Genomic DNA, 24,164 nt, shown 5'->3' with positions numbered 1-24,164 from the left:
CAGGGGTCGGATTCGACACCTGAAAGGGGCGGGACAGCCGTGCAGACCACGATCATCCACGGGCCGGGCGATATTCGATTCGAGGAGCGCCCCGATCCGACGATTCAGTCACCGGGCGATGCGGTGGTCCGCGTGGTGCGGACCTGCGTGTGCGGTTCGGACCTCTGGCCGTACCGCGGGGTGCGTCCGACGCCTGCGCCGCATCCGATCGGCCATGAGTTCATCGGGATCGTGGAAGCCGTCGGCGCGGAAGTCAGGGATGTGCGCGTCGGGGACTTCGTCATCTCGCCGTTCACCGACAGTGACGGCACCTGCGTGCACTGTCGCAACGGCATCACCACCTCGTGCGTCAACTTCGGGGTGTGGGGCGGCACCGCCAAGACCGGTGAGGCGCTCGACGGGGCGCAGGGCCAGTACGTGCGGGTGCCCTTCGCCGACGGCACCCTGGTCAAGGTGCCGGAATCGCCTGACGCAGAACTGCTCCCGCACCTGCTGACCCTGGCCGACGTCATGTCCACCGGCCACCACGCCGCCCGGTCGGGGAACGTGCACGCCGGTGCCACCGTGGTCGTCGTGGGTGACGGCGCCGTCGGGCTGTGCGCGGTGCTGGCCTCGAAACGCCTTGGTGCGGAACGGATCATCGCGATGTCCCGGCACGAAGACCGGCAGAAACTGGCCCGGGCCTTCGGTGCCACGGACATCGTCGCCGAACGCGGTGATGACGGGATCGCGGCCATCGAGGAACTGCTCGGGGGCGTCGGCGCCGACTGCGTGCTCGAGTGCGTCGGCACCAAGGATTCGATGCACCAGGCACTCGGGGCGGTCCGTCCCGGTGGCTCGCTGGGGTTCGTCGGGGTGCCGGCTGGCGCCCCCGAACTGCCGATGCAACAACTTTTCAGCACCAACATCCACGTCGCCGGCGGTATCGCGCCCGTCCGCCCGTACCTGGATGAACTGCTGCCCGATGTGCTGTCCGGCGCCATCGAACCCGGCCGGGTGTTCGACCTGTCGCTGCCGCTGGCTCAAGTCGCCGACGCCTACACGGCGATGGATCAGCGCACGGCCATCAAAGTGATTCTCGAGCCCTGATCACGCCGGCCGGACCAGATGGTCCTCGCCGCCGACGTACACGGTGTCCCGCAGGTCTCGCCCGGTCGCGGCGATGGTGATGGCCGACGCGAACTGCTCGATGGTCGGCAGTGGGCCCTGGCTGCGGCGCGCCCCGACCGCTTGCGGGTCGCGACGCTCGTACAGCCTGGCGATGATGGTGCCCTCGATCATGTCGCCCGAGACGATCGTGAATCCGATTCGGCACCGGTCGAATTCGGGCCGAAGCGCCCGCAGCGCGTCTTCGCCGGCGCGCTTGCTGGCGGCGATGGGGGCGTAGGCGTCGGGCACCGGCAGGTGCGGATAGCAGTGCGCCTCGTGGCTGGTGACGAACACGATCTGCGCGCCGGCGGGCATCAGCGGCAGCGCCAGGTCGACGAGCCGCAGCTGGGCATCGCGGTTCAGCCGCATCGCGTAGTCGGCTGCGGCGCCGAACTCGAGACCGCCGGACGCGTTGAGCACCAGCATGTCCAGGCGCCCGAACCGGCTGTCGATCCGGTCGATCATGGCCTTGGTCGCGGCGGCGTCGGACACGTCGGCGCCGAGCGCGGAGGCCTGGCCGCCGGCGGCCCGGATGCCGTCGACGACGGCGTTGGCGCGCTTGGCCTTCTCGCGGTAGTTCACCAGGACGTGGGTGTTCGGTCCGGCGAGCTGCTGGGCCACGGCGGCTCCGATGCCGCGGGAAGCGCCGGTGACGAGAGCGATCCTGGTGTGCATGGCACCGACCGTACCTCAAGTCTAAGAAAAATAAGAGATATTTAAGGTTTCAATAAATCGGGCCGGCGCGTCGCGGGTGCGCTGGTTCCGAGCGTGGGGGCTGACGAGGCGACTTGCCGCGGTCGGCCACGCCGAGGCGCACGCTCGGCGGCGCGGATCGTTGCTCGGTGGAGGTGAACGCTCGGTTCGCGAGTGGGACAGATAGTCCCGCTCGACTACCCTTTGGGCGTGATGTTTCCGGTGAGCCCCGTGGCGCGGTACGCGGCCACGCTGATCGGACGCCTCCGTTGATTCAACACGGACTCGTGGTGCTGTTCGCCCTCTGCGCGGCCGTCTGCGCCGCTGTCGGCATCGTGGTGCGCCAGCGCGCGACCATCGATGTGCCGCCCGAGCACGGCGTCAGCGTCGTCATGCTGTCGACGCTGCTGAGCCGCCGGCTGTGGTGGGCCGGGACCGCGGCGGCCGTCGCAGGCTATGTCTTCCAGGCGCTGGCGTTGGCACACGGATCCCTGCTGGTGGTGCAGCCGCTGCTGGTGTCGGCGTTGCTGTTCGCGCTGCCGCTGAGTGCACGCCAGGCGCACCGCCGGGTGACGCGCGGCGAGTGGTTGTGGGCCGGATTGCTGACCATCGGACTGGCGGGATTCGTCGTCCTGGCGCGGCCTGAACGCGACGAACACCTGGCCTCACCTGGGGTTATCGTGCTGGTCGCCGCGGTGTGTGCCGCGGTGATCATCGGTTGCGTGCTGTTGGCGCTGCGGTGCAGCGGCTGGGCCCGCGCGGTCCTGCTGGCCGTCGGAGTCGGCGTGCTGTTCGGTGTCGTCGCGGTCGTCACCAAGATCTTCATGGCGATCCTGCAGCACCGGGGCTGGCTCGGGTTGCTGACGACGCCGGCGCCGTACCTGCTCATCATCTTGGGAGCGGTCGCGACCGTACTGCAGCAGTCGGCCTTCCACGCCGGCGCGCTGCAGACGTCGGTGCCGACCATGCTGGTGCTGGAACCGGTGGTGGCTGTCGTACTCGGCGCCCTGGTGCTCGGTGAGGGCTTCGACACGACCGGTGCCGAGGCCGTCGCGCTCGTGGTGTCCATCGGTGCCATGGCGGCCGCGACCATCGCTCTCGGCCGTGACGAAGGTGCGTACGAAACGCAGGCGGGCGCGAAGGTGGCGGCGCCGATCGCACCTCCGCAGGTGCAATCGACCTCCGAGCGCTGACCTGACCGGTGTGGTTTTTCACACAGCCACTGGGGGCATATCGTTAGTTTTGCTAACGTTGTAATTGGCGACGCTGGTGAACCAATTGATGAGGTTGTTATGTCGAAAGAAGAAACCGTAGTTACCGACGAGCTGACGCAGCGCATCGCTGACCTCTGCGCCGCCGACCCCCAACTTGCCGCCGCGCGGCCCCTCGCCGGGGTCGGCGCCGCCCTCGAAGAGCCCGGCATCCGGCTCCCCGAAATCATCCACACGGTCATGGCCGCCTACGCCAACCGGCCCGCGCTGGGACAGCGCGCCGTCGAGTACGTCACCGACGCCGCCGGCCGCACCGTCTCGCGGCTGCTGCCGCGCTACGACACCATCACCTACGGCGAGGCCTGGCGGCAGATTCAGGCCGTCGACAACGCCCTGCTCACCGGCCCCGACGCCGTCGTCCCCGGCGAGCGCGTCGCGATGCTCGGTTTCACGAGCGCCGAATTCACCATCATCGACACCGCGCTCGCGCGCGCCGGCGTCGTCGCCGTCCCCTTGCAGACGAGCGCACCCGCCGAGCAGCTGCGCCCGATCATCGATGAGACCGAACCCCGCGCACTGTTCGCCGACGTGACGTTCCTCGACGACGCCGTCGAACTCGTCCTGGGTGCCGGCGCCGCGCTGACGCGCGTCGTGGTGTTCGACCACCACGCCGCGGTCGACGACGAGCGCGAGGCCGTCGATCGGGCGGCTACGCGGCTGGCCGAACGCGGCGTCGTGGTCGAGACCTTCGCCGAGATGGTGGCGCGCGGCGCCGCGCTGCCGGCCGTCGAGCCCGTGGTGTCCGCGGACGTGGATCCCCTGCTGGTGCTGATCTACACCTCCGGCAGCACCGGTACCCCCAAGGGCGCCATGTACCCCGAGCGCCTCGTCACCAACGCGTGGCGGACGGGCCTGACGCACCAGCAGCCCGCGCTGCCGTCGATCGTCCTGAGCTTCCTGCCGATGAGCCACATGATGGGCCGCGGCACCGTCTACCGCACGCTGGCCCACGGCGGCACCGTGTACTTCGCCGCCAAGAGCGACCTGTCCACCCTGCTGGAGGACATCGCGCTGGTGCGGCCGACGCAGATGACGTTCGTGCCCCGGGTCTGGGAGATGATCCACCAGGAGGTGCAGAGCGAGGTCGACCGCCGCGCCCTCGACGGCGTCGCCGAACAGCAGGTGCTCGATGAGCGCAGTGTCAGCCTGATCGGCGGGCGGCAGCTGGTCGCCATGACGGGGTCGGCGCCGATCTCGCCCGAACTCAAGGCCTGGGTACAGAAGTTCCTCGGGCTGGAGCTGATGGAGGCGTACGGCTCTACCGAGGCCGGCGGCGTCATGGTCAGCGGCCACGTGAGCCGTCCGCCGGTGCTCGACTACAAGCTGGTCGACGTGCCCGAACTCGGCTACCTCTCCACCGACCGTCCGCATCCGCGCGGCGAATTGCTCTTGAAGTCAACGGATTTGATCCCCGGCTACTACAAGCGGCCCGACGTCACCGCTGACGTTTTCGACGCCGACGGCTTCTACCGGACCGGTGACATCGTCGCCGAGCTCGGTCCTGATCACCTGCAGTACCTCGATCGCCGCAACAACGTGCTGAAGCTGGCACAGGGCGAGTTCGTGACGGTGTCCAAGCTGGAGGCTGCGTTCGGCACCAGCCCGCTGATCCGCCAGATCTACGTGTACGGCAACAGCTCTCGTTCGTACCTGCTGGCCGTGATCGTGCCTACCGCAGAAGCTTTGAGCGGCGTTTCTGACGCCGAGGCGCTGCGGCCCGAACTGGCCGACGCACTGCAGACGGTGGCCCGTGAGGCCGGGCTGCAGTCGTACGAGGTGCCGCGCGATTTCATCATCGAGACCGAACCGTTCTCGCTGGAGAACGGGCTGCTCACCGGCGTCCGCAAGCTGGCCTGGCCCACGCTGAAGGCCCGGTACGGCGCCGAGCTGGAGCAGCTGTACGCCGAGCTGGCCGAAGGGCAGGCCGCTGAACTGCGGGCGCTGCGTTCACTGCGCGCGTCCGATGCGCCGGTGCTCGAGACCGTGCTGCGCGCTGTCAGTGCCACCCTCGGGGCGTCCGCCTCCGAGGTTGCCGGCGACGCCCACTTCACCGACCTGGGCGGAGATTCGTTGTCCGCGTTGACCTTCGGCAACCTGCTGGAGGAGATCTTCGAGGTCGAGGTGCCCGTCGGCGTGATCGTCAGCCCGGCCACCGACCTCGCGGGCGTAGCGGCCTACATCGAAGGAGAGCGCGCGGGCAGCAAGCGGCCGACGTTCTCCACGGTGCACGGCAAGAATGCCACCGAGGCGCGCGCCGCGGACCTGACGCTGGACAAGTTCATCGACGCCGAGACCTTGGCCGCCGCGCCGTCGCTCCCGGGGCCGGCCTCCGAGGTGCGCACCGTATTGCTCACGGGCGCAACCGGATTCCTGGGTCGATACCTGGCCTTGGAGTGGCTGGAGCGCATGGACCTGGTCGACGGCAAGGTCATCTGCCTGGTCCGCGGCAAGTCCGACGCCGACGCCCGCGCCCGACTCGACGCGACGTTCGACTCCGGTGATCCGAAGCTGCTGGCGCACTACCGGTCGCTGTCCGACCACCTGGAGGTCATCGCGGGCGACAAGGGCGAAGCGAATCTCGGCCTGTCGCAGGAAGTTTGGCAGCGGCTCGCCGACACCGTCGACTTCATCGTGGACCCCGCGGCGCTGGTGAACCACGTGCTGCCCTACAGCGAGCTGTTCGGACCGAACGCGTTGGGTACCGCGGAGCTGATCCGGATCGCGCTGACCACGCGGATCAAGCCGTTCGCCTACGTCTCGACCATCGCGGTCGGCGGCAGCGTCGCACCCGGGGAGTTCGTCGAGGCCGCTGACGTCCGCGTGATGAGCGCCGTGCGGCCGGTAGATGACAGCTACGCCAACGGCTACGGCAACAGCAAGTGGGCCGGCGAGGTCCTGCTGCGCGAGGCCAATGACCTTTGCGGACTTCCCGTTTCGGTGTTCCGCTGCGACATGATCCTGGCCGACACCACCTACGCCGGACAGCTAAACCTGCCCGACATGTTCACCCGCATGATGTTCTCGCTGGTGGCCACCGGCATCGCCCCGAAGTCGTTCTACGAGCTGGATGCCTCAGGTCAGCGCCAACGGGCGCACTACGACGGGCTGCCCGTCGAGTTCGTCTCCGAATCCATCTCGACGCTGGCCGTGCAGGTCGCGGCCGGTGAGTCCGACTCGACCTTCGAGACGTACCACGTGATGAACCCGCACGACGACGGCATCGGCATGGACGAGTTCGTCGACTGGCTGATCGAGGCCGGTTATCCTGTTGCGCGCGTTGATGATTACGCCGACTGGCTGACCCGGTTCGAGACGGCGCTGCGCGGCCTGCAGGACCGGCAGCGCCAGGCGTCACTGCTGCCGCTGCTGCACAACTACCAGCAGCCGAGCTACCCCGTGGCGGGCTCCATCGCCCCGGTCGATCGGTTCCGCGCTGCCGTGCAGAACGCGAAAATCGGTGCCGACAAGGACATTCCGCACATCGGTGCCCCGGTGATCGTCAAGTACATCACCGATCTGCAGCTGCTCGGCCTGCTCTGAGCTTGGTGATTTGTGCACGATTTTCCGCGGTAGCCGCGGAAAATCGTGCACAAATCACAGGGAACTGGCAGGAAATCGCCGGAACAACGGCGGCCGCGCCAGCGTCATTCAATTAGTGGGGATGCAACGGGGCGTACCCATTCGAGATTTCGATTTTTTCGTGAGGTTTCTTCATGTCGATTGACCATGCCGAAAGCGCTACTGACGAGCTCGCCCGCCGGATCGCCGACCTGTCCGCCAATGACCCGCAGTTCGCCGCGGCCGTGCCGCTGCAGTCCGTGGCCCAGTCGGTCGAAGAACCGGGCATGCGACTGCCCGAGATCGTGAAGACCGTTCTCAACGGCTATGCCGACCGGACCGCGCTCGGACAGCGCGCCGTCGAGTTCGTCACCGAGAACGGCCGCACCGTCGCGCGGCTGCTGCCGAAGTACGACACCATCACCTACGGCGAGCTGTGGGACCGCATCCGCGCCGTCGCCGCCGCGCTACACGCCGACGGCGTCAAGGCCGGCGACCGCGTCGCCATCCTCGGCTTCACCAGCACCGACTACACCGTCATCGACACCGCGCTCGGGCAGATCGGCGCCGTGTCCGTGCCGCTGCAGACGAGCTCCGCGGCGTCGTCGCTGCTGCCGATCGTCGCCGAGACCGAACCGGTGCTGATCGCGGTGAGCGCGGACTACGTGGCCGACGCCGTCGAACTTGCGGTCGGTGGCCCCGCGCCCGCCCGCTTCCTGGTGTTCGACCACCACGCCGAGGTCGACGACGAGCGCGACGCCATCGACCGGGCCCGAGAGGCGCTGGCCGGCCTGAACGTCACGGTCGAGACCTTCGGCGACGTGCTGAGCCGCGGCCGTGAACTGCCGGACGCCCCGGCCCCGGTCTCCGAAGAGGCCGACCCACTGGCCCTGCTGATCTACACGTCCGGCTCGACCGGTGCGCCCAAGGGCGCGATGTACCCCGAGAGCAACATGACGAGCTTCTGGCGCCGGGCCAGCACGGCGTGGTTCGGCCCCAGCGAGGCGTCGATCAACCTGGCGTTCATGCCGATGAGCCACGTCATGGGCCGTGGCATCCTGTACTCCAGCCTGGCCAACGGCGGCATCGTCTACTTCGCCGCCAAGAGCGACTTGTCCACTCTCCTCGAGGATTTCGCGCTGGCGCGGCCCACCGAGCTGAACCTGGTGCCCCGTGTCTGGGAGATGCTGTACCTGGAATTCCAGAGCCGCGTCGACAAGCTGGTGCCCGCCGGTGCCGGTGAGGCCGAGCGCGACGACATCGAGCAGCAGGTGATGGCCGACATGCGGCAGAACCTGGTCGGTGGCCGCTACATCAAGGCGATGACCGGTTCGGCGCCCATCACCGACGAGCTCAAGGCGTGGGTCGAGAAGTTTCTAGGCATCCACCTGCTGGAGGGCTACGGCTCCACCGAGGCCGGCATGGTCTTCTTCGACGGCGTCATCCAGCGCCCGCCGACCCTGGATTACAAGCTGGTCGATGTGCCCGACCTGGGCTACTACCTGACCGACCAGCCCTTCCCGCGCGGTGAGCTGCTGGTGAAGACCCAGTACCTGTTCCCGGGCTATTACAAGCGTCCCGAAGTCACCGCGAGCGTTTTCGACGAGGACGGTTTCTACCGCACCGGCGACGTCGTCGCCGAGATCGGGCCCGACCAGATCCAGTACGTCGACCGCCGCAACAACGTGCTCAAGCTGGCGCAGGGCGAGTTCGTCACGCTGGCCAAGCTGGAGGCGGCGTTCAGCAACAACAGCCCGCTGGTCCGGCAGATCTACGTCTACGGCAACAGCGCCCAGCCGTACCTGCTGGCTGTCGTGGTTCCGACCGAAGATGCCCTGGCCCGTTGGGATTCCGCCGAACTCAAGCAGCGGATCAGTGACTCGCTGCAGGAGGTCGCGAAGGCCGCCGAGCTGCAGTCCTACGAGATCCCCCGCGACTTCATCATCGAGACCGAACCGTTCTCGCTGGAGAACGGGCTGCTGACCGGCATCCGCAAGCTGGCCTGGCCGAAGCTCAAGGCGCACTACGGCCCGGCGCTGGAAGACCTGTACGTGAGTCTTGCTGCCGGACAAGCCGATGAACTCCGTGAGCTGCGGCAGCACGGCGCCGAAGGCCCGGCCCTGCCGACCGTCATCCGGGCGGCGAGCGCGCTGCTGGGCGCCTCCGGCGAGGTGTCGGCCGACGCCCACTTCACCGATCTCGGTGGAGACTCGTTGTCCGCGTTGACCTTCGGAAATCTGCTCGAGGAGATCTTCGGCGTCGAGGTCCAGGTCGGCATCATCGTCAGCCCCGCCAACGATCTGGCCGCGCTGGCCGCCTACATCGAGAACGAACGCAGTGGTGGCGCCAAGCGGCCCAGCTTCAGCTCGGTGCACGGCAAGAACGCCGTCGAGGTACGCGCAGCGGACCTCACGCTGGACAAGTTCATCGACGCCGCGACGTTGGCCGCCGCACCGTCACTGCCGGGGCCGGCCGCCGAGGTCCGGACCGTATTGCTCACGGGCGCAACCGGATTCCTGGGTCGCTATCTGGCGCTGGAATGGCTGGAGCGCATGGACCTGGTCGACGGCAAGGTGATCGCGCTGGTGCGCGCCAAGTCCGACGACGAGGCTCGGGCGCGGCTGGATGCCACCTTCGACTCCGGTGATCCGAAGCTGCTGGCGCACTACCAGGCCCTGGCCGCCGATCACCTCGAGGTCATCGCCGGCGACAAGGGCGACGAGAATCTCGGTCTGTCGCAGGAGGTTTGGCAGCGACTGGCCGACGAAGTCGACGTCATCGTCGATCCCGCCGCGCTGGTGAACCACGTGTTGCCGTGCAGCGAGCTCTTCGGACCCAACGCGCTCGGCACCGCCGAGCTGATCCGCATCGCGCTGACCACCCGACAGAAGCCGTACATCTACGTCTCGACCATCGGTGTCGGTGACCAGCTGACGCCGGGCACGTTCACCGAAGAGGCGGACGTGCGCGTGATGAGTCCGGTGCGTGCCGTGCACGACGGTTACGCGAACGGCTACGGCAACAGCAAGTGGGCCGGTGAGGTGCTGCTGCGCGAGGCCAATGACCTTTGCGGACTTCCCGTTTCGGTGTTCCGCTGCGACATGATCCTGGCGGACACGTCGTACGCCGGGCAGCTCAACCTGCCCGACATGTTCACCCGCATGATGTTCTCGCTGGTGGCCACCGGCATCGCGCCGAAGTCGTTCTACGAGCTGGACGCCGAGGGCAACCGGCAGGCCGCGCACTACGACGGGCTGCCAGTCGAGTTCATCGCCGAGGCCATCGACACGCTGGGCGTGCGCCCCGCCGGCGAGTTCGTCACCTACCACGTGATGAACCCGCACTCCGCTGGCCTGGGCATGGACGAGTTCGTCGACTGGCTGATCGAGGCCGGGTATTCCATTGCCCGCGTTGATGATTACGCCGAATGGCTGGCCCGCTTCGAGACCACCCTGCGGGCCCTGCCGGACCGGCAGCGCCAGGCGTCACTGCTGCCGCTGCTGCACAACTACCAGAAGCCGGAACACCCGCACAACGGGTCCATCGCACCGGTGGTCGTGTTCCGCGAGGCCGTGCAGGAGGCGAAGCTCGGGCCGGACAAGGACATCCCGCACGTCACCGCGCCGGTGATCGTCAAGTACATCACCGACCTGCAGCTGCTCGGCCTGCTCTGACCCAGGGATTTGTGCACGATTTTCCGCGGTTGCCGCGGAAAATCGTGCACAAATCTTCAGGCGGCCTGCCTGAACAGCAGGGCATTCCGGATTTCGGCGAGCACCCGGTCCGGATATTCGGTCAGGTCGAGCCACGTGAACCGCAAGATCTGATAACCGAGCAGCGAAATGGCGTTCTGCCGCTTCCGGTCGTTCTCGAAGTCGTCGGCACTGCTGTGATAGGCCCAGCCGTCGACTTCGATGGCGAGTTTTGCTGCCGGAAACACGACGTCGACTTTGTATCCGGCAACGGGACAGTTGGCCTTCCATCCCGTGATCTTGTTGCGGCGCAATAGTTTTACGAACAGGCGTTCAGCTTGAGAGCGGGCCCCGTCCTCGGCGGCCAGCAACAGTATCCGCGCCGCGGGCGATCCGTGTCGTCCTTTGTTGCGCAGGTGCGCATCCCAGAGTTTCTTCAGCTCGACGTGTCGCTGCAACGCAGTGTCCATGAGTTTGGCGCCACCTCCGCGCCGCGTCGCAGCTTCGATGACGGTCAGTGGGAGTGCGGTGACGCGCAGTCCGCCGCGTTCGACGATGTCCTGTGGCAGCAAGTCGCGGCGGCGGACCCGGATGCCGTCACGCTTGCGGTGATTGCTGACCTTCGGCACGGTGACTTCCACCGTCTCCGGCGCGTAGTGCGTGACGCCCAGCCACCACGCGGCGGCCAGTCCGCTGGCGGTGGCCGCCGGGCCGCAGGACCAGACTGCACTGCGTACGCGGGCCGCGTCGCTGAACGGACGATCGTCGACGAAGAACACCCCGGGGGCGCATCGCAGCCAGTGGCCGGAGCGGACTCGGCGGCTGATGGCGTCATCGCTGATCCCCGCGGTCAAGGCTTGGGCTCGGGTGATTACGCCATCGTGGCGGCGAAGGTAGTCGTCAAGCACACAGATTCGGACGTATGCGGTGGCTCCGCGGTTCCATCAACGGGGATTTGTGCACGATTTTCCGCGGCTGGCGCGGAAAATCGTGCACAAATCACTGGTTACGGGGCGATGAGGACGCCGGCGTCGGAGGCGGCCTGCTGCAGCTCGTAGATGTCGAGGTCGCCCCAGTCGTTGATCGGCCCGGTGTAGGAGCCCAGCCACGGCACCACACCGGGATCCGGTGCGACGCCGAGGTTGTAGGCCTGCATGCCGGGCAGGTGGTGCTCGAAGAAGTTCCCGAGGATGTCGACGGCGAAGATGATGTCGTTGATCGGGTTCGGGCCCCACAGCGCCGACGCGTTGAACAGCGGGTTCACCGCATCCGGGTCGCCGATCATCACGATGTTGCCGTAGTGCGGCTTGCTGCCGCCGGTGGGGTCGTAGGCCGGCATGAACGGCTGCAACCCCGGCAGGTCGGTGGAGAAGTACGCCGCGGTGTCACCGTAGGTCTCGATGTTCACGAAGTTCGAGTTGATGCCGTTACCCGCGACCGAGGTGTTCAGTCCGGGACCTTCGAAGCCGATACCGCCGCGGCCCGTCTTCTGCGCGACGAACTGCGCCTCCCAACCACCCAGTGAGTGGCCGGTGACGAAGATGTCATCGGTGGTGTAGCCCTGCGCGAGGGCCGCCGCCTCGACCTTGCGCTCGAACGCCAACGAATCCCAGAACGCCTGCGGCGTGGTGTTGGTGAAGATGACCTGCATGTCCGTGAAAATCTGCGACAGCGCGATCAGCGGATGGAACAGCAGATTGGTGCCGCCCGTCGTGCCCTGGTAGGCGACGATGATCTGGCCCTCGGGCGTCACCCACGCCTTGCCGACGGCGCCGGACAACGGATTGAAGGTCTGCATCTGAAAACCGTTGACGGTGAACGGCTTCAGATCGCCGGGCTGGGCGCCGAGCACGTAGGCATTGGCCGACGCGTTGAGGAACTGCTCCACCGTCGGGGTGTCGCCACTGGTCGGGCCGTCGTAGGTCAGCTCCGGGACGACGGGCGCCGCGGTGGGGGTCTTGCTCAGCCCGAGCATGTCCTCGATGCGGCGGAACCCCGCGAACAGCGCCTCGGAAATGGGCGACCAGTTGAACGGGCTCTTCGGGCCGCTCTGCGACACCGTCAGGTCCAGCACCTGCAGGACGGTGTTGATGATGCGACCGGGCAGCTGGATGATCTTCGCGATCGGGTTCAGCGGCTGCGGTGGCGTCGGCGTCGTCAGGGTGCCGACGGTGTTGTTAGTCGCGGACAGGGCCGCGAGCCGGGTGGTCGGCGCCGGCGTCTTGACCGGAGCGGGGGCGATGCTGTCGGCCGGCGCGGTGGCAGCTGTGGCGGCGGGGGAGCCGGCCGTCGCGTCCTTGGCGGGGACGCTCGCGGTGGCGGGCTGGAGCTTAGGTGTCTTCTTGCCATCGCCGGCGGGCTTGACCGAATCCGAGCCCTTCTTCGCCGGCTTGGCGGCCGGCTTGGGGTCGGGTTTGGCGGCCGGCTTCGGGTCCGGCTGGGCTTCCGGATCGGCACCGGACTTGGGGTCGGTGGCCGACGCGTCAGTCGCCGCGTCCGGCTTGGCGTCGGACTTGTCGGACGTGTCCGCAGCCGTTTGGGCCTTGCCGGCTTTCTTACCGGGCTTCTTCTTGTCCTTCTTGTCGGTGTTCGCCGGCTTGGATTTGGCTGGACCGGGCTTCTGCGGTCCGGACTGGCTGGTCGAGGTGCCTGGCGAATCGGTCGTCCCGGTCTCGGCCCAGGCGACGTTCTGGCTGGTCGCCGCCGCGATACCCATGGCCGCGGCAATCACTGCCAGGCGATACCGACCGGATTTACGCAGACTGAGCCCCGACTGTGTCCCCACCGGTGTCCCCTTTGACATCCCTAGTGCCCGCCCGCGCGCGCACGAATCTGACGACACTATGACATCGGGTGATGTCAGTCACGATCAGGTTTGCCAAAGTGGTGGGTCACTGCGGCGGGGTCAGCGCACCCGCGCCGCCACCGCCTCGGGCATGGGTTCGTAGCGGGCGAAGGAGCGGGTGAAGGACCCCGCGCCGTGGGACAACGACCGCAGTTCGATGGGGTACCGGGTCAGCTCGATCTCGGGAATCTCGGCGTCGATGCCGGTGCAGGAATCCCCGGCGGTGTCGGTCCCGAGTACGCGGCCGCGCCGTCCGGACAGGTCGCTCATCACCGCGCCGACCATTTCGTCGGGCACCACGATGTGGACGCTGTCGATGGGCTCGAGCAGATTCACCGATGCGGCGGCGGCCGCCTCGCGCAGCGCCAGCCCGCCGGCGAGCTGGAAGGCGTAGTCCGACGAGTCCACGCTGTGCGCCTTGCCGTCCAGCAGGGTCACGCGGATGTCGACCATCGGGTATCCGCAGATGCCCCGATCCATCTGGGCGCGAACGCCTTTCTCCACGCTCGGGATGAACTGCCGCGGTACCGCACCGCCCACGACCTTGTCGACGAACTCGAATCCGGCCCCCTCCGGAAGCGGTTCGACGGTGATGTCACACACCGCGAACTGCCCATGTCCGCCGGACTGCTTGACGTGCCGACCGTGGCCCTTCGCGTTGCCGCCGAACGTCTCTCGCAGCGGGACGCGCAACTCGGTGGTGTCGACCGCGACGCCGAACCGCCGCGACAGCGCGTCCAGGACCACCGCGGAATGGGCTTCGCCCATGCACCACAACACGATCTGGTGGGTCTGCGGGTTCTGCTCGATGCGCAGCGTCGGATCCTCGGCGGACAGCCGGGCCAGCCCCACCGACAGCTTGTCCTCGTCGGTCTTGGCATGCGGCACGATCGCCATGGGGAGCAGTGGCGCGGGCATGGTCCACGGCCGGCACACCAGCGGGGAAGCCTTGTCCGACAGGGTGTCCCCGGTCTCGGCGCATGTCAGCCTGGCGATGGCGCAGATGTCACCGGCGATCACCTCGGCCGCCGGGCGTTGCTTGCGGCCCAGCGGAAACGACAGTGCGCCGACGCGCTCGTCCTCGTCGTGGTCCTCGTGCGCGGCGCATCCGGCGGCGGGATCGGCGAACGAATTGAAATGGCCCGACACGTGAACCGTCGTGTCGGGCCTTATGGTGCCGGAGAACACCCGGACCAGACTGACCTTGCCGACGTACGGATCCGACGTCGTCTTCACCACCTCTGCCAACAGCGGTGCGGCGGGATCGCAGGCGGGCGCGGACTTCTCCACACCGGCCGGGGTGAACACCTGCGGCGGTACATGCTCTGGGGGAGAAGGGAACCCGCGGGCGATGACGTCGAGCAGTTCGGCAGCTCCGGTACCCGTGGTGCTGCACACCGGGATCACCGGGAAGAACGAGCCGCGGGCCACGGCGCGCTCGAGGTCGGCGACCAGCACCGCGTTGTCGATCTGTTCGCCGCCCAGGTACCGCTCCATCAGCGTCTCGTCCTCGGACTCCTCGATGATGCCCTCGATCAAGGTGGCATCGTCCGCCAGTAGCGAGACGAGCCCGTCCCCCTCGGGCAGGTACAGCGGAAGCACCTTGTCCCCGAACGACTCCTGTGCGGACGCCACCGCACCGGCGAACGTCGCGCGGGCGTGGTCGAGTTTGGTCACCACGACGGCGCGGGGCATCCCGACGTCGGCACATTCCCGCCACAACGCCTTGGTGGCGGCGTCCACCACATCGTTGGCGGCCATCACGAACAACGCGCAATCAGCCGCCCGGAGCCCGGCCCGCAGCTCACCGACGAAATCGGCGTAGCCCGGGGTGTCGAGCAGATTGATCTTCACCGTCCCGTGCTGCAGTGAGGCGAGCGCCAAACCGACCGAGCGCTGCTGCTCGACTTCGGCGGGTTCGTGATCGCAGACCGTGGTGCCGTCCAGCACCGTCCCGGCCCGCGTCAGCACGCCGGCATGGAGCAGCAGTGCCTCGACGAGGGTGGTCTTCCCGGACCCAGATGGCCCGACCAGGACCACATTTCGGATCGCGGCCGGACTGTCCGCGCTGGGCGCGGCGCCGGATGGGTTGTTCGTCTTGTCCGCCATGACGTGCCCCTATCGACGAGTCACGTCCACCATGCTCCTGTCGCGACGGTCGGCACAAGAGTCAAGCGTGCCAGGAACTCCAGCGGCTGATCGCGACCCGGATCACCGGGCCGTCCAGCGCCACCCGGTCGTACTGGTGGTACTTGGCCCGCAGCAGTGAGTAGCCGATCGCCATCTCGTCCCCGCTGGGGTGCACGGTGGCGATGCCGTCGGCGCGGGCCCACCAGAGGTGGGACCAGTCGTCGTCGTACTCCTCGGCGAGCAGGCTCACGCGCGGGTTGGCCGCGATGTTGTCCAACCGCCGCAGATGCTGCGTCGACTTCCGCTTGGCGTCCACCGCCGTATAGAGCCGGTCCCCGCTGACCGCGAAGACCACGGGGACCACATGCGGCTGGCCCTCGGCGGACACCGTCGCCAGCACGGCGACGGGCGCGGCGGAGAACAGGGCGGCCGGGTCGGACATCAGCGGTGCCGCGGGGTCGGGGCGACGCTCAAGGGCATCCGCGTCACGTTGATCTCGGGCGGACGCGTAGGAGCGGGCGGCGCGGCCGGCGGGTGGTACGCCGGGGGCGCCGCGGCCGGCGGTGGTTCGGCCGGCGGCGGGGGAGGCGGCGGCGGACTGGGGGTCGACGAGGTCACCGGGGCGTTCGTCGTTGTGGTGGTGGTCGTCGTGGTGCTGGGTTCCACTGGTGCCTCGTCGGAGCCGGAATCCCGGCGCGTGGCCAGGACCACCAGAGAGACGACGAGAGCGACCACCGCGACCGCGACGACGATCAGCAGCAGCCGGACATCCTTCTTGCGATACCAGGGTGGTGGCGGTTCGCGGAACCGCCAGGTGTCGGTGTTGAACGCGTCGAAGGTGTCGCCCGTCGGCTCCGGTTCGGGGATGACGAACGAGCCCGTCGTCGGGCCGGCAAACGGTCCGGTGCCATGTGGGCCCGGGTCGACGGCGCGGAACGGGTCGGTGTCCGGGTCGTCGTCCTGCACCTCGGCGGATGATTCCAGCACGCCGCCCGGCGATAGATCGCGCTCTGGGTCGTCGCTGTCAGCCACCTCCCAGATGCTAGGGGTGGCTCGCGCCAATTGCTCGGTATCGGCGCGCGTGTCCCGCTTTAGACGTCCTTGACCGGTTCGATGCCGAGGTCGCGGTAGCTGACGAGCGCGGCAAACGGCACGCCGCGCTTGGCGAAGCGGCCGGTGGCGATGTCGCCGCGGTCGACCATCGGGATGACGCCGGTGACCACCGCGCCGAGGGAGGTGACGCGGTCGTAGGCGATTTCGGTGGAGCCGCCGGTGCTGATCACGTCGTCGACCAGCAGGACCCGGGTGCCCGGTTCGATGCGGGTGCCCTCGATCCACTGCTCACGGCCGCGGGCCTTCTGTTCCTTGCGGACCGAGAACCAGGCCTTGCCGGTGACCATCGCGACGCCGTGCGCCAGCGGGTCGGCGCCCATGGTCAGGCCGCCGACGGCGTCGAACTCGATGCCGCGCAGCGCGGCGAGTTCCGCCACGGCCTTGCTGACGGTCGTCAGGCTGACGCCGTTGTCGATGGCGAACTTGCCGTCGATGTAGTCGTGGCTGAGCTGCCCGCTCGCCAGCCGGAACGGCTCCTCGCGGCGCTCGTAGCCGCGCGTGCGGATCAGGTCGAATGCGGCTTCCCAGCTTGCGGGGCGATCAGACATGGTGCGAATCCTAAACCTGACGGGACAGCCGAGCCAATTCGACTGTCGCGGAACGTAATTCATCGATGGACTGGAGGGGCTGCGGGTATCCGACCCGGGTGTAGGCCATGCCGCGCGCAGTGTTGACCCGCAAATCCAGGCCGTAGCGGTCGGCGCCGGTGCAGGTCGCCGACTCGGTGTCGGGGTATCCGCCCAGGACCCGGGCCATGGCCGCCAGCGAGTCCGCGTGGTCGGCGTTCAAGTGCGCGATCGCCCCGGCAGCCGCGGGCGTCACCGGATCCGGCTGGGCCGCAGCGTAATCCGCGCCCGTCGTCGAATCCATCCGGCCGTAGCCGCCGACCCACCGGACCCGGTCGACATGCAGCACCCACAAGGCGAAGTCGCTGTAGTCGATGTAGTACTTGGCGGCCGGCACCGCCGCGACGTGGGCGTCTCGGGCGGCGTCACGTTCGGCCCCCTCGGGCCGCGCCACCCGTCCGGCCAGGGTCACCCGGCCACCGGCCAGCGGATCCTTGTCGGTGCTGGCCGCAATGATCGAGATACTGGCCCGCTGATCGCCGGCGAGGTTGCGGCCGTGCTCGGCGAGATTCGAGACGCACAGCACCGGCGCGCCGCCGAGCAGTCCGTAGGTGACCATCGACGCCCACGGATCGCCGTCGGCCGTCAGGGTTGCCAGGGTGCCGGTGTTCGTCGAGGCCGCGATGGTGCGGGCCTCTTCGGCGGCCGACGGCCGGTTCGGGTTGACGATTTCGGCCAGCGGCGGCGGGATCGTCGGAGCATCACCTGGGTCGCCATGATCGCGTGTCGCCACGTTTGCACCCTACCCAGGCGCGGGTACGTTAGTTCTCGATGGACGCCTCCAACGGTGGCGTGGAACATCCAAGCGCCGCGGACTTCGGACACGCGCGAGTCCTCCCAGAGGACCGCACCTGGTTCAAGCGCGCGGTTTTCTATGAGGTGTTGGTCCGCGCCTTCTACGACTCAGACGCCGACGGCTCAGGTGACCTCCGAGGTCTCACCGAGCGACTCGACTATTTGAAATGGCTTGGTGTCGACTGTATTTGGTTGCCACCGTTCTACGACTCCCCGCTGCGCGACGGTGGCTACGACATCCGCGACTTCTACAAGGTGCTGCCGGAGTTCGGCACCGTCGAGGACTTCGTCGCCCTGCTGGACGCCGCGCACCGGCGCGGTATCCGCGTCATCACCGACCTGGTGATGAACCACACCTCCGACACCCACGCGTGGTTCCAGGAGTCCCGCCGCGACCCCACCGGGCCCTACGGTGACTTCTACGTCTGGAGCGACACCAGCGAGAAGTACCAGGATGCGCGCGTCATCTTCGTCGACACCGAAGAGTCCAACTGGACCTTCGACGCCGTGCGCAAACAGTTCTACTGGCACCGCTTCTTCTCCCACCAGCCCGACCTGAACTACGACAACCCGGCCGTGCAGGAAGCGATGATCGATGTGCTGCGCTTCTGGCTGGACCTGGGCATCGACGGCTTCCGGCTGGACGCGGTGCCCTACCTGTTCGAGCGTCAGGGCACCAACTGCGAGAACCTGCCCGAGACGCACGCCTTCCTCAAGCGGTGCCGCAAGGTGATCGACGACGAGTTCCCGGGCCGGGTCCTGCTGGCCGAGGCGAACCAGTGGCCGGCCGATGTCGTCGAATACTTCGGCGACCCGGAGACCGGCGGCGACGAGTGCCACATGGCCTTCCATTTCCCGCTGATGCCAAGAATTTTCATGGCGGTCCGGCGGGAGTCGCGGTTCCCGATCTCAGAAATCCTGGCCCAGACCCCGCCCATCCCCGACCTGGCGCAGTGGGGCATCTTCCTGCGCAACCACGACGAGCTCACGTTGGAGATGGTCACCGACGAAGAGCGCGACTACATGTACTCCGAGTACGCCAAGGACCCGCGGATGAAGGCCAACGTCGGCATCCGCCGGCGCCTGGCCCCGCTGCTGGAGAACGACCGCAACCAGACCGAACTGTTCACCGCGTTGCTGTTGTCGCTGCCCGGGTCGCCGGTGTTGTACTACGGCGACGAGATCGGGATGGGCGACATCATCTGGCTCGGTGACCGCGACGGCGTCCGCACCCCGATGCAGTGGTCGCCCGACCGCAACGCGGGGTTCTCCACGGCCAACCCCGGCCGGCTGTACGTCCCGCCGAGCCAGGATCCGGTGTACGGCTACCAGGCGGTGAATGTCGAAGCGCAGCGCGACACCTCGAACTCCCTGCTCAACTGGACGCGCACCATGCTCGCGGTGCGGCGGCGGCACGACGCGTTCGCCGTGGGCTCGTTCCGGGAACTCGGCGGCTCCAATCCATCGGCACTCACCTATGTGCGCGAACTCGTGCGAGACGACGGTGAGGCTGACACTGTTTTGTGCGTCAACAATCTGTCCCGTTTCCCCCAGCCGGTCGAATTGAACCTGCAGCATTGGAACGGCTATACGCCGGTTGAACTGACCGGCCAGGTCGAGTTCCCCCGCATCGGGGAACTGCCCTACCTGTTGACACTGCCCGGGCATGGTTTCTACTGGTTCTCGTTGCGTGCGCCCGTCGGTGAGGAGCCGTGATGGATCCACAGTTGACCGAATACCTGACCCAGCAGCGCTGGTACGCCGGCCGCAACCGGGAGCTGACCGGCGCCGAACCGGCGCTGGTGGTGGCGCTGCGCGACGACGTCGACCTGGTGCTGCTCGACGTCAGCTACGACGACGGGCCCGGCGAGCGGTACCAGCTGGTGCTGCGCCAGGGTGACGGCGAGGTCGGTGACGCCCTCGGTGACCCGGAAGTCGCGACCCTGCTGCTCGGCTTGATCGCCGACTCGGCGACGATCGGTCCGGTCTCCTTTGCCGCGGAGCCCGACGCCGAGCTGCCCGCGGGCGAGACGGCGCGCGTGATGGGCGCCGAACAGAGCAACACCAGTGTCGTGTTCGACGAAGCCGCCATCCTCAAGCTGTTCCGCCGCGTCACATCCGGCGTGAATCCCGACATCGAGCTGACCCGGGTGCTGAGCCGCGCCGGCAGCCCGCATGTGGCGCCGCTGCTGGGGACGATGTCGTTGGACGGCGGACCGGAGACGGCGCTGGGCATGCTGGCCCGCTTCGCCGACAACGCCGCCGAGGGCTGGGACATGGCAGTCGCCAGTACCCGGGACCTCTACGCCGAGGGCGACCTGTATGCCAACGAGGTCGGCGGCGACTTCGCGGGAGAATCGGAGCGGCTCGGGCAGTCCGTCGCCGCGGTGCACGCGACGCTGGCCGCTGAACTGGGCACGGCCACGGCGCTGTTTCCGGTCGAGACGATGCTGGAGCGGCTGGCCGCGGTGACCGCGTCGGTGCCACAGGTCCGCGAGTACGCCGCGGCCATCGAGGGTCGCTACCGCGCGCTCGAGGGGCAGCCGATCACGGTGCAACGGATTCACGGCGACCTGCATCTCGGCCAGGTGCTGCGCACCCCCGAGACCTGGCTGCTGATCGACTTCGAAGGCGAACCCGGGCAGTCACTGGATCAGCGCCGGGTACCCGACTCACCGCTGCGGGACGTCGCCGGAATGCTGCGGTCCTATCAGTACGCGGCGTTCCAGCGGCTGACCGAGGGCGGCGGCAACGAGCAGCGCCGCAAGCAACTCGCGGCGCGTGCGAGGGAATGGGCCGACCGCAACCGGGCGGCGTTCTGCACAGGCTATGCCGAGGCCGGCGGTGCCGAGCCCGACGCGGAACTGCTCGCCGCCTACGAGCTCGACAAGGCGGTGTACGAAGCCGGATACGAGGCCCGGCACCGGCCGCACTGGCTGGACCTGCCGCTGGGAGCGATCGCGAACATCGTCGGCGGTTAGGTGTACCAACCGCCGACGATGACCGTCAGGCCATGGCCTTGACGGCGGCCTGAGCCGGCTTCGGGGTCCAGTCGGAGCGGTAGACGCCGATGGATTCCTCGGGGTTCGAGCTGCCGGTGACACGGTCGCGCGTGGTGTAGATGTACGACGGACCGGCGTAGGGCAGGGTGCGCCACTTGGCCAGGAAGTCGCGGATGTAGTCGGCCTGCGTGGCCTCGTCGACAGCCGAGTTGGGCTCGCCGTACTCGGTGGCCCAGATCTTCTTGCCGCCGTCACCGTTGGCGGCCATGGCCTGGTGGATGCCGTCGGTCTGGCTGAGCGGCGAGTTGGGCACGCCGGCGCCGGCCGAGAACTTCAGGTTGTAGTGGTACGGGTGGAACGACAGCGCGTCGAACGAACCGGCCGCGCCGGCGGCGTACATGCGCTGGATGAAGGTGACGGGGTCCAGGGTCAGCGAGCCGAACGACACGACCGCGCCGACGACACCGCCGATGACGACGGCGCCGCGATCGGCGGCCTTGATCTTCGGGTACGAGGCCTTGAGCATGTCGGCGTAGACGGCGGGCTCCGGGCCCTGCGGGCCGGAGGTCCACGACATCACGGCGTTGGGCTCGTTCCAGATCTCGTAGGCGTCAACCCGGCCCCGGTAGTGCGCGGCGACCGCGCCGGCGAAATCGCCGTATACCGCGGCGGAGGCGGGCGGGCTGCTGATCGGGATGGCACCGGGTGCGACGGCCCAGGCCGGTGTCGCGACGATCGCGCCGACCACCGACATGTGGCGGGCGTTGGCCGCCCCGACGACGGTGTCGACCTGGCCCCAGTTGAAGCTGCCCTGGGTGCCCTCGATGCCTGCCCACGGGATGATGATGCGGACGGTGCGCACGCCCGTCGCCGACATCAGGTCGAAGGTGTGGTTGATGTCGTCGGCGTTCATGCCATACACGTCGGAGTCGGCGAAGCCGACGCTGCTGGCCGACTGGCTGATGCCCGTCGGGATGAACGGGATGGTGGCCGGGCTGTTGGACAGGGTTTCGGTGGCGGCGGCGGAAACTGCCGCGACGGTGAAGACTGCTGCAGCGATCTTGGTGACGTTGCGCAACGTTTACTCCAATCTGAGGCACTGCTGTTGATCTTGACCCCCGCCGGATGGGTTGAACCTAACAGCTGTTCAGGCCGCAGCAGGCAGGACCGAGCGATACGACACCAATGCCGCAGCGTTCGTCACCGCACCAGGCGGCGCAGCAGGGCCGAGGCCGCAGCGATGCCCACCACCGCGGCGACGGCCAGGACCGCGATGTCCAGCAGGGTGTGGCCGGGCGTGCCCAGCAGGAGCGAGCGCAGCGCGTTCACTTCGTACGACAGCGGGTTGACGGTGGAGAGCGCGCGCAGCCAGCCCGGCATGATGTCCACCGGATACAGCGCGTTGGAGGCGAAGAACAGCGGCATGGTGATGGCCTGGCCGATGCCCATCAGGCGGTCGCGGTTGCGGACCAGGCCCGCCAGAGTCATTGACAGACAAGCGAAGAACGCCGACCCGAGCATCACCACCGCCATGGCGGCCAGGATGTGCAGCGGGTTGAAGCTGAGATGGATGCCCATCAGCAGGGCGATCACCAGAACTCCGATCACCTGCGCTATCGAGCGGACTCCCGCCGCGAACGCCTTGCCGGTGATCAGCGCCGAGGCCGGCGACGGGGTCACCATCAGTTTGGCCAGGATGCCGGCATCGCGGTCCCAGACGATCTGGATGCCGTAGAAGATCGAGATGAACAGCGCCGACTGGGCGATGATCCCCGGCGCCAGGAACGACAGGTACGGCACACTGCCGGTGTTGATGACATGCAGCCGCGAGAAGGTCTGGCCGAAGATCAGCAGCCACAGGGCGGGCTGGATTGTCCGCGTGACCAACTCGGTGCGGTCGTAGCGCAGCTTCTGCAACTCGACCAGAGCGAAGGCGCCCATCCGGCGGGCGAGCCCGCCGATGCGCCTGGCGCCGCGCGGTGCGGCGACGAGTTCGACGTCAACTGACACGACGGGCAGTCCTCCTTCCAGCGCGGACGTCCTTCAAGGTCTGGCGGTCGTCGTCCCCGGACAGGTCGGACCCGGCGTAGTGCCGGAACACGTCCTCGAGCGTGGCAGCCGGACCGAGCGACGCCTTCAGATCGGTGGGCGACCCGACGGCCTGCAAGACGCCGTGGTGCATGAGGGCAACCCGGTCGCACAACGCGTCGGCTTCCTCCATGTAGTGCGTGGTGAGCAGGACCGTCATGCCGAACTCCCGCTGCATGTTCGCCACCTGGGTCCAGACACTGTCGCGCGCAATGGGATCCAGGCCGACGGTGGGTTCATCGAGGATCAGCAGCGACGGCCGGTTCACCAGGGCCTGCGCCAGCTCGAGTCGCCGAACCATGCCGCCCGAGTAGGTCTTGGCGGGCCGGTCGGCGACGTCGAGCAGCTGCATGGCGCGCAGCGCGTCGTCGACCCTGTCGCGGCGCTCGCGGCGCGGTATGTCGTACAGCCGCGCGAACAGGTCGACGTTCTGGCGTCCGGTGAGGGCGGATTCGATCGAGAGTTGTTGCGGCACATAGCCGAGGTTCTGGCGGATATCCATGGTGCGGCGGCCGGCGTCGAGCCCGAATATGCGCACCTGCCCGTGCTGCACGGGCGTCAGGGTGGTGAGCAGGCGCACCAGGGTGGTCTTGCCGGCGCCGTTGGGGCCGAGCAGTCCCATGGTTTCCCCGACGTCGACGGTGAGGCTCAGGTCGTCGACGGCGGTGAAATCGCCGTAGCAGTGCGTGACGTGATCGCATTCGATTGCGGGAGTACTCATGGCTGGCTCTCCTGGAGCATTCGGGTCATCTCGGCCAGGACGGTCAAACCCCTTGACAGATCATCGATTTGCTCGGTGCTGAGCTGATTGAGCACGACATCGAGGGCGGCCCGGCGGGAGGCACTGGTCTGATCGGCGAGCTGCTGGGCCGGCTCGGTCAGCCGGAGGCGCCCGATGCGGCGGTCGTCGGGGTCGACGGTGCGGACCAGGAGGTTGTCGGTGACCAGCTTGGAGACCAGGGTCGACGCGGTGTTGGCGGCCAGGCCCAACTCCTGTGCGGCTTCCCGAACCGAGATGCCGGGCCGGCGGCCGACGAGTCTGAGCAGTTCGGCCTGCGACTGGGTGACGCCCGCGAAGCTCCCGCCGGCGGTCCGGCGCAACTGCCGGCGGAACGTGCCGACCGTGTGGAACAGGTCGGTCGTGAGGTCCGGGACGGGAGCGGTGTGGGCGGGCACGTCTCAACAATAGCTCTGTTACAGAG

At 68.0% G+C, this 24,164-nt stretch carries 18 protein-coding genes; 6 read left to right on the top strand and 12 right to left on the bottom strand.

Features of this window, described 5'->3' with window-relative positions:
• Positions 1-39 precede the first annotated feature (39 nt).
• On the top strand, positions 40-1,089 hold the full coding sequence (locus ACZ5IQ_RS28285) for a zinc-dependent alcohol dehydrogenase family protein (RefSeq protein WP_464480554.1): 1,050 nt from the start codon (positions 40-42) through the stop codon (positions 1,087-1,089).
• Here the strand turns inward: ACZ5IQ_RS28285 and ACZ5IQ_RS28280 are convergent, their stop codons facing one another.
• Positions 1,090-1,824 carry an SDR family oxidoreductase gene (locus ACZ5IQ_RS28280; protein ID WP_061010105.1) on the bottom strand — a complete coding sequence of 245 codons (735 nt, stop codon included), beginning with the start codon at positions 1,822-1,824 and terminating at the stop codon, positions 1,090-1,092.
• A gap of 287 nt (positions 1,825-2,111) precedes the next feature.
• Here ACZ5IQ_RS28280 and ACZ5IQ_RS28275 point away from each other — a divergent pair, with 287 nt between their 5' ends.
• From ACZ5IQ_RS28275 to car (ACZ5IQ_RS28265), 3 genes are all read left to right on the top strand, one after another.
• Complete coding sequence (locus tag ACZ5IQ_RS28275) at positions 2,112-3,035, top strand: DMT family transporter (RefSeq protein WP_346415298.1); 924 nt, start codon at positions 2,112-2,114, stop codon at positions 3,033-3,035.
• A 99-nt stretch (positions 3,036-3,134) separates the two neighbouring features.
• Positions 3,135-6,653, top strand: coding sequence for a carboxylic acid reductase (car, locus tag ACZ5IQ_RS28270; RefSeq protein ID WP_267325985.1), 3,519 nt, complete (start codon positions 3,135-3,137; stop codon positions 6,651-6,653).
• A 173-nt stretch (positions 6,654-6,826) separates the two neighbouring features.
• Complete coding sequence (car, locus tag ACZ5IQ_RS28265; protein WP_135356347.1) at positions 6,827-10,345, top strand: carboxylic acid reductase; 3,519 nt, start codon at positions 6,827-6,829, stop codon at positions 10,343-10,345.
• A 56-nt stretch (positions 10,346-10,401) separates the two neighbouring features.
• On the opposite strand, the gene ACZ5IQ_RS28260 is transcribed toward car (ACZ5IQ_RS28265), so the two are convergent.
• The 7 genes from ACZ5IQ_RS28260 to ACZ5IQ_RS28230 form a co-directional block, all read right to left on the bottom strand.
• On the bottom strand, positions 10,402-11,271 hold the full coding sequence (locus tag ACZ5IQ_RS28260; protein ID WP_138251160.1) for a type IV toxin-antitoxin system AbiEi family antitoxin domain-containing protein: 870 nt from the start codon (positions 11,269-11,271) through the stop codon (positions 10,402-10,404).
• A 98-nt stretch (positions 11,272-11,369) separates the two neighbouring features.
• Positions 11,370-13,148: a hypothetical protein gene (locus tag ACZ5IQ_RS28255; RefSeq protein WP_371824500.1), complete on the bottom strand. Its 1,779-nt coding sequence runs from the start codon at positions 13,146-13,148 to the stop codon at positions 11,370-11,372.
• A 120-nt stretch (positions 13,149-13,268) separates the two neighbouring features.
• Positions 13,269-15,317, bottom strand: coding sequence for an elongation factor G (locus ACZ5IQ_RS28250; RefSeq protein WP_212807658.1), 2,049 nt, complete (start codon positions 15,315-15,317; stop codon positions 13,269-13,271).
• A 61-nt stretch (positions 15,318-15,378) separates the two neighbouring features.
• Complete coding sequence (locus ACZ5IQ_RS28245) at positions 15,379-15,780, bottom strand: TIGR03668 family PPOX class F420-dependent oxidoreductase (protein ID WP_020099632.1); 402 nt, start codon at positions 15,778-15,780, stop codon at positions 15,379-15,381.
• The gene (locus ACZ5IQ_RS28240; RefSeq protein ID WP_212807657.1) at positions 15,780-16,370 is read right to left on the bottom strand and encodes a hypothetical protein; all 591 of its coding nucleotides are present in this window, start codon (positions 16,368-16,370) and stop codon (positions 15,780-15,782) included. The genes ACZ5IQ_RS28245 and ACZ5IQ_RS28240 overlap by 1 nt, the downstream gene beginning before the upstream one ends.
• Before the next feature lie 59 nt (positions 16,371-16,429).
• Entirely contained in the window at positions 16,430-16,999 is a 570-nt protein-coding gene (locus ACZ5IQ_RS28235; RefSeq protein ID WP_064981502.1) for an orotate phosphoribosyltransferase, read from the bottom strand.
• A 10-nt stretch (positions 17,000-17,009) separates the two neighbouring features.
• Positions 17,010-17,810, bottom strand: a complete 801-nt coding sequence (locus ACZ5IQ_RS28230; RefSeq protein ID WP_212807656.1) for a HugZ family pyridoxamine 5'-phosphate oxidase — start codon at positions 17,808-17,810, stop codon at positions 17,010-17,012.
• A gap of 38 nt (positions 17,811-17,848) precedes the next feature.
• Here ACZ5IQ_RS28230 and treS point away from each other — a divergent pair, with 38 nt between their 5' ends.
• Both treS and ACZ5IQ_RS28220 read left to right on the top strand, forming a co-directional pair.
• A complete protein-coding gene (gene treS, locus ACZ5IQ_RS28225; protein WP_212807655.1) occupies positions 17,849-19,588 on the top strand; it encodes a maltose alpha-D-glucosyltransferase in 1,740 nt (579 codons plus the stop codon).
• Positions 19,588-20,853: a maltokinase N-terminal cap-like domain-containing protein gene (locus ACZ5IQ_RS28220; protein ID WP_212807654.1), complete on the top strand. Its 1,266-nt coding sequence runs from the start codon at positions 19,588-19,590 to the stop codon at positions 20,851-20,853. Before treS ends, ACZ5IQ_RS28220 begins: the two co-directional genes overlap by 1 nt.
• 25 nt (positions 20,854-20,878) lie before the next feature.
• Here the strand turns inward: ACZ5IQ_RS28220 and ACZ5IQ_RS28215 are convergent, their stop codons facing one another.
• The 4 genes from ACZ5IQ_RS28215 to ACZ5IQ_RS28200 all read right to left on the bottom strand — a co-directional run bounded on the left by ACZ5IQ_RS28215 (position 20,879) and on the right by ACZ5IQ_RS28200 (position 24,138).
• Positions 20,879-21,952, bottom strand: coding sequence for a cellulase family glycosylhydrolase (locus ACZ5IQ_RS28215; protein ID WP_318984024.1), 1,074 nt, complete (start codon positions 21,950-21,952; stop codon positions 20,879-20,881).
• Between the two features lie 122 nt (positions 21,953-22,074).
• Positions 22,075-22,815 carry an ABC transporter permease gene (locus tag ACZ5IQ_RS28210; RefSeq protein WP_212814504.1) on the bottom strand — a complete coding sequence of 247 codons (741 nt, stop codon included), beginning with the start codon at positions 22,813-22,815 and terminating at the stop codon, positions 22,075-22,077.
• A gap of 58 nt (positions 22,816-22,873) precedes the next feature.
• Positions 22,874-23,683 carry an ATP-binding cassette domain-containing protein gene (locus ACZ5IQ_RS28205; protein ID WP_406774497.1) on the bottom strand — a complete coding sequence of 270 codons (810 nt, stop codon included), beginning with the start codon at positions 23,681-23,683 and terminating at the stop codon, positions 22,874-22,876.
• Positions 23,680-24,138 (bottom strand): MarR family winged helix-turn-helix transcriptional regulator, encoded by a 459-nt coding sequence (locus tag ACZ5IQ_RS28200; RefSeq protein WP_406774498.1) that lies wholly within the window; start codon positions 24,136-24,138, stop codon positions 23,680-23,682. Before ACZ5IQ_RS28200 ends, ACZ5IQ_RS28205 begins: the two co-directional genes overlap by 4 nt.
• Positions 24,139-24,164 lie beyond the last annotated feature (26 nt).

This window comes from Mycobacterium toneyamaense (genome assembly GCF_055384815.1).
Note: the sequence above shows the minus strand (reverse complement) of the source record. Positions and strands in the feature narration are given on the sequence as shown.

Coding starts and splice junctions, on each gene's coding strand:
- ACZ5IQ_RS28220 (WP_212807654.1), top strand. CDS start 19,588: ATGGATCCACAGTTGACCGAATACCTGACCCAGCAGCGCTGGTACGCC.
- ACZ5IQ_RS28210 (WP_212814504.1), bottom strand. CDS start 22,815: ATGGGCGCCTTCGCTCTGGTCGAGTTGCAGAAGCTGCGCTACGACCGC.
- ACZ5IQ_RS28235 (WP_064981502.1), bottom strand. CDS start 16,999: ATGTCTGATCGCCCCGCAAGCTGGGAAGCCGCATTCGACCTGATCCGC.
- ACZ5IQ_RS28205 (WP_406774497.1), bottom strand. CDS start 23,683: ATGAGTACTCCCGCAATCGAATGCGATCACGTCACGCACTGCTACGGC.
- treS (WP_212807655.1), top strand. CDS start 17,849: ATGGACGCCTCCAACGGTGGCGTGGAACATCCAAGCGCCGCGGACTTC.
- ACZ5IQ_RS28245 (WP_020099632.1), bottom strand. CDS start 15,780: ATGTCCGACCCGGCCGCCCTGTTCTCCGCCGCGCCCGTCGCCGTGCTG.
- ACZ5IQ_RS28250 (WP_212807658.1), bottom strand. CDS start 15,317: ATGGCGGACAAGACGAACAACCCATCCGGCGCCGCGCCCAGCGCGGAC.
- car (WP_267325985.1), top strand. CDS start 3,135: ATGTCGAAAGAAGAAACCGTAGTTACCGACGAGCTGACGCAGCGCATC.
- ACZ5IQ_RS28280 (WP_061010105.1), bottom strand. CDS start 1,824: ATGCACACCAGGATCGCTCTCGTCACCGGCGCTTCCCGCGGCATCGGA.
- car (WP_135356347.1), top strand. CDS start 6,827: ATGTCGATTGACCATGCCGAAAGCGCTACTGACGAGCTCGCCCGCCGG.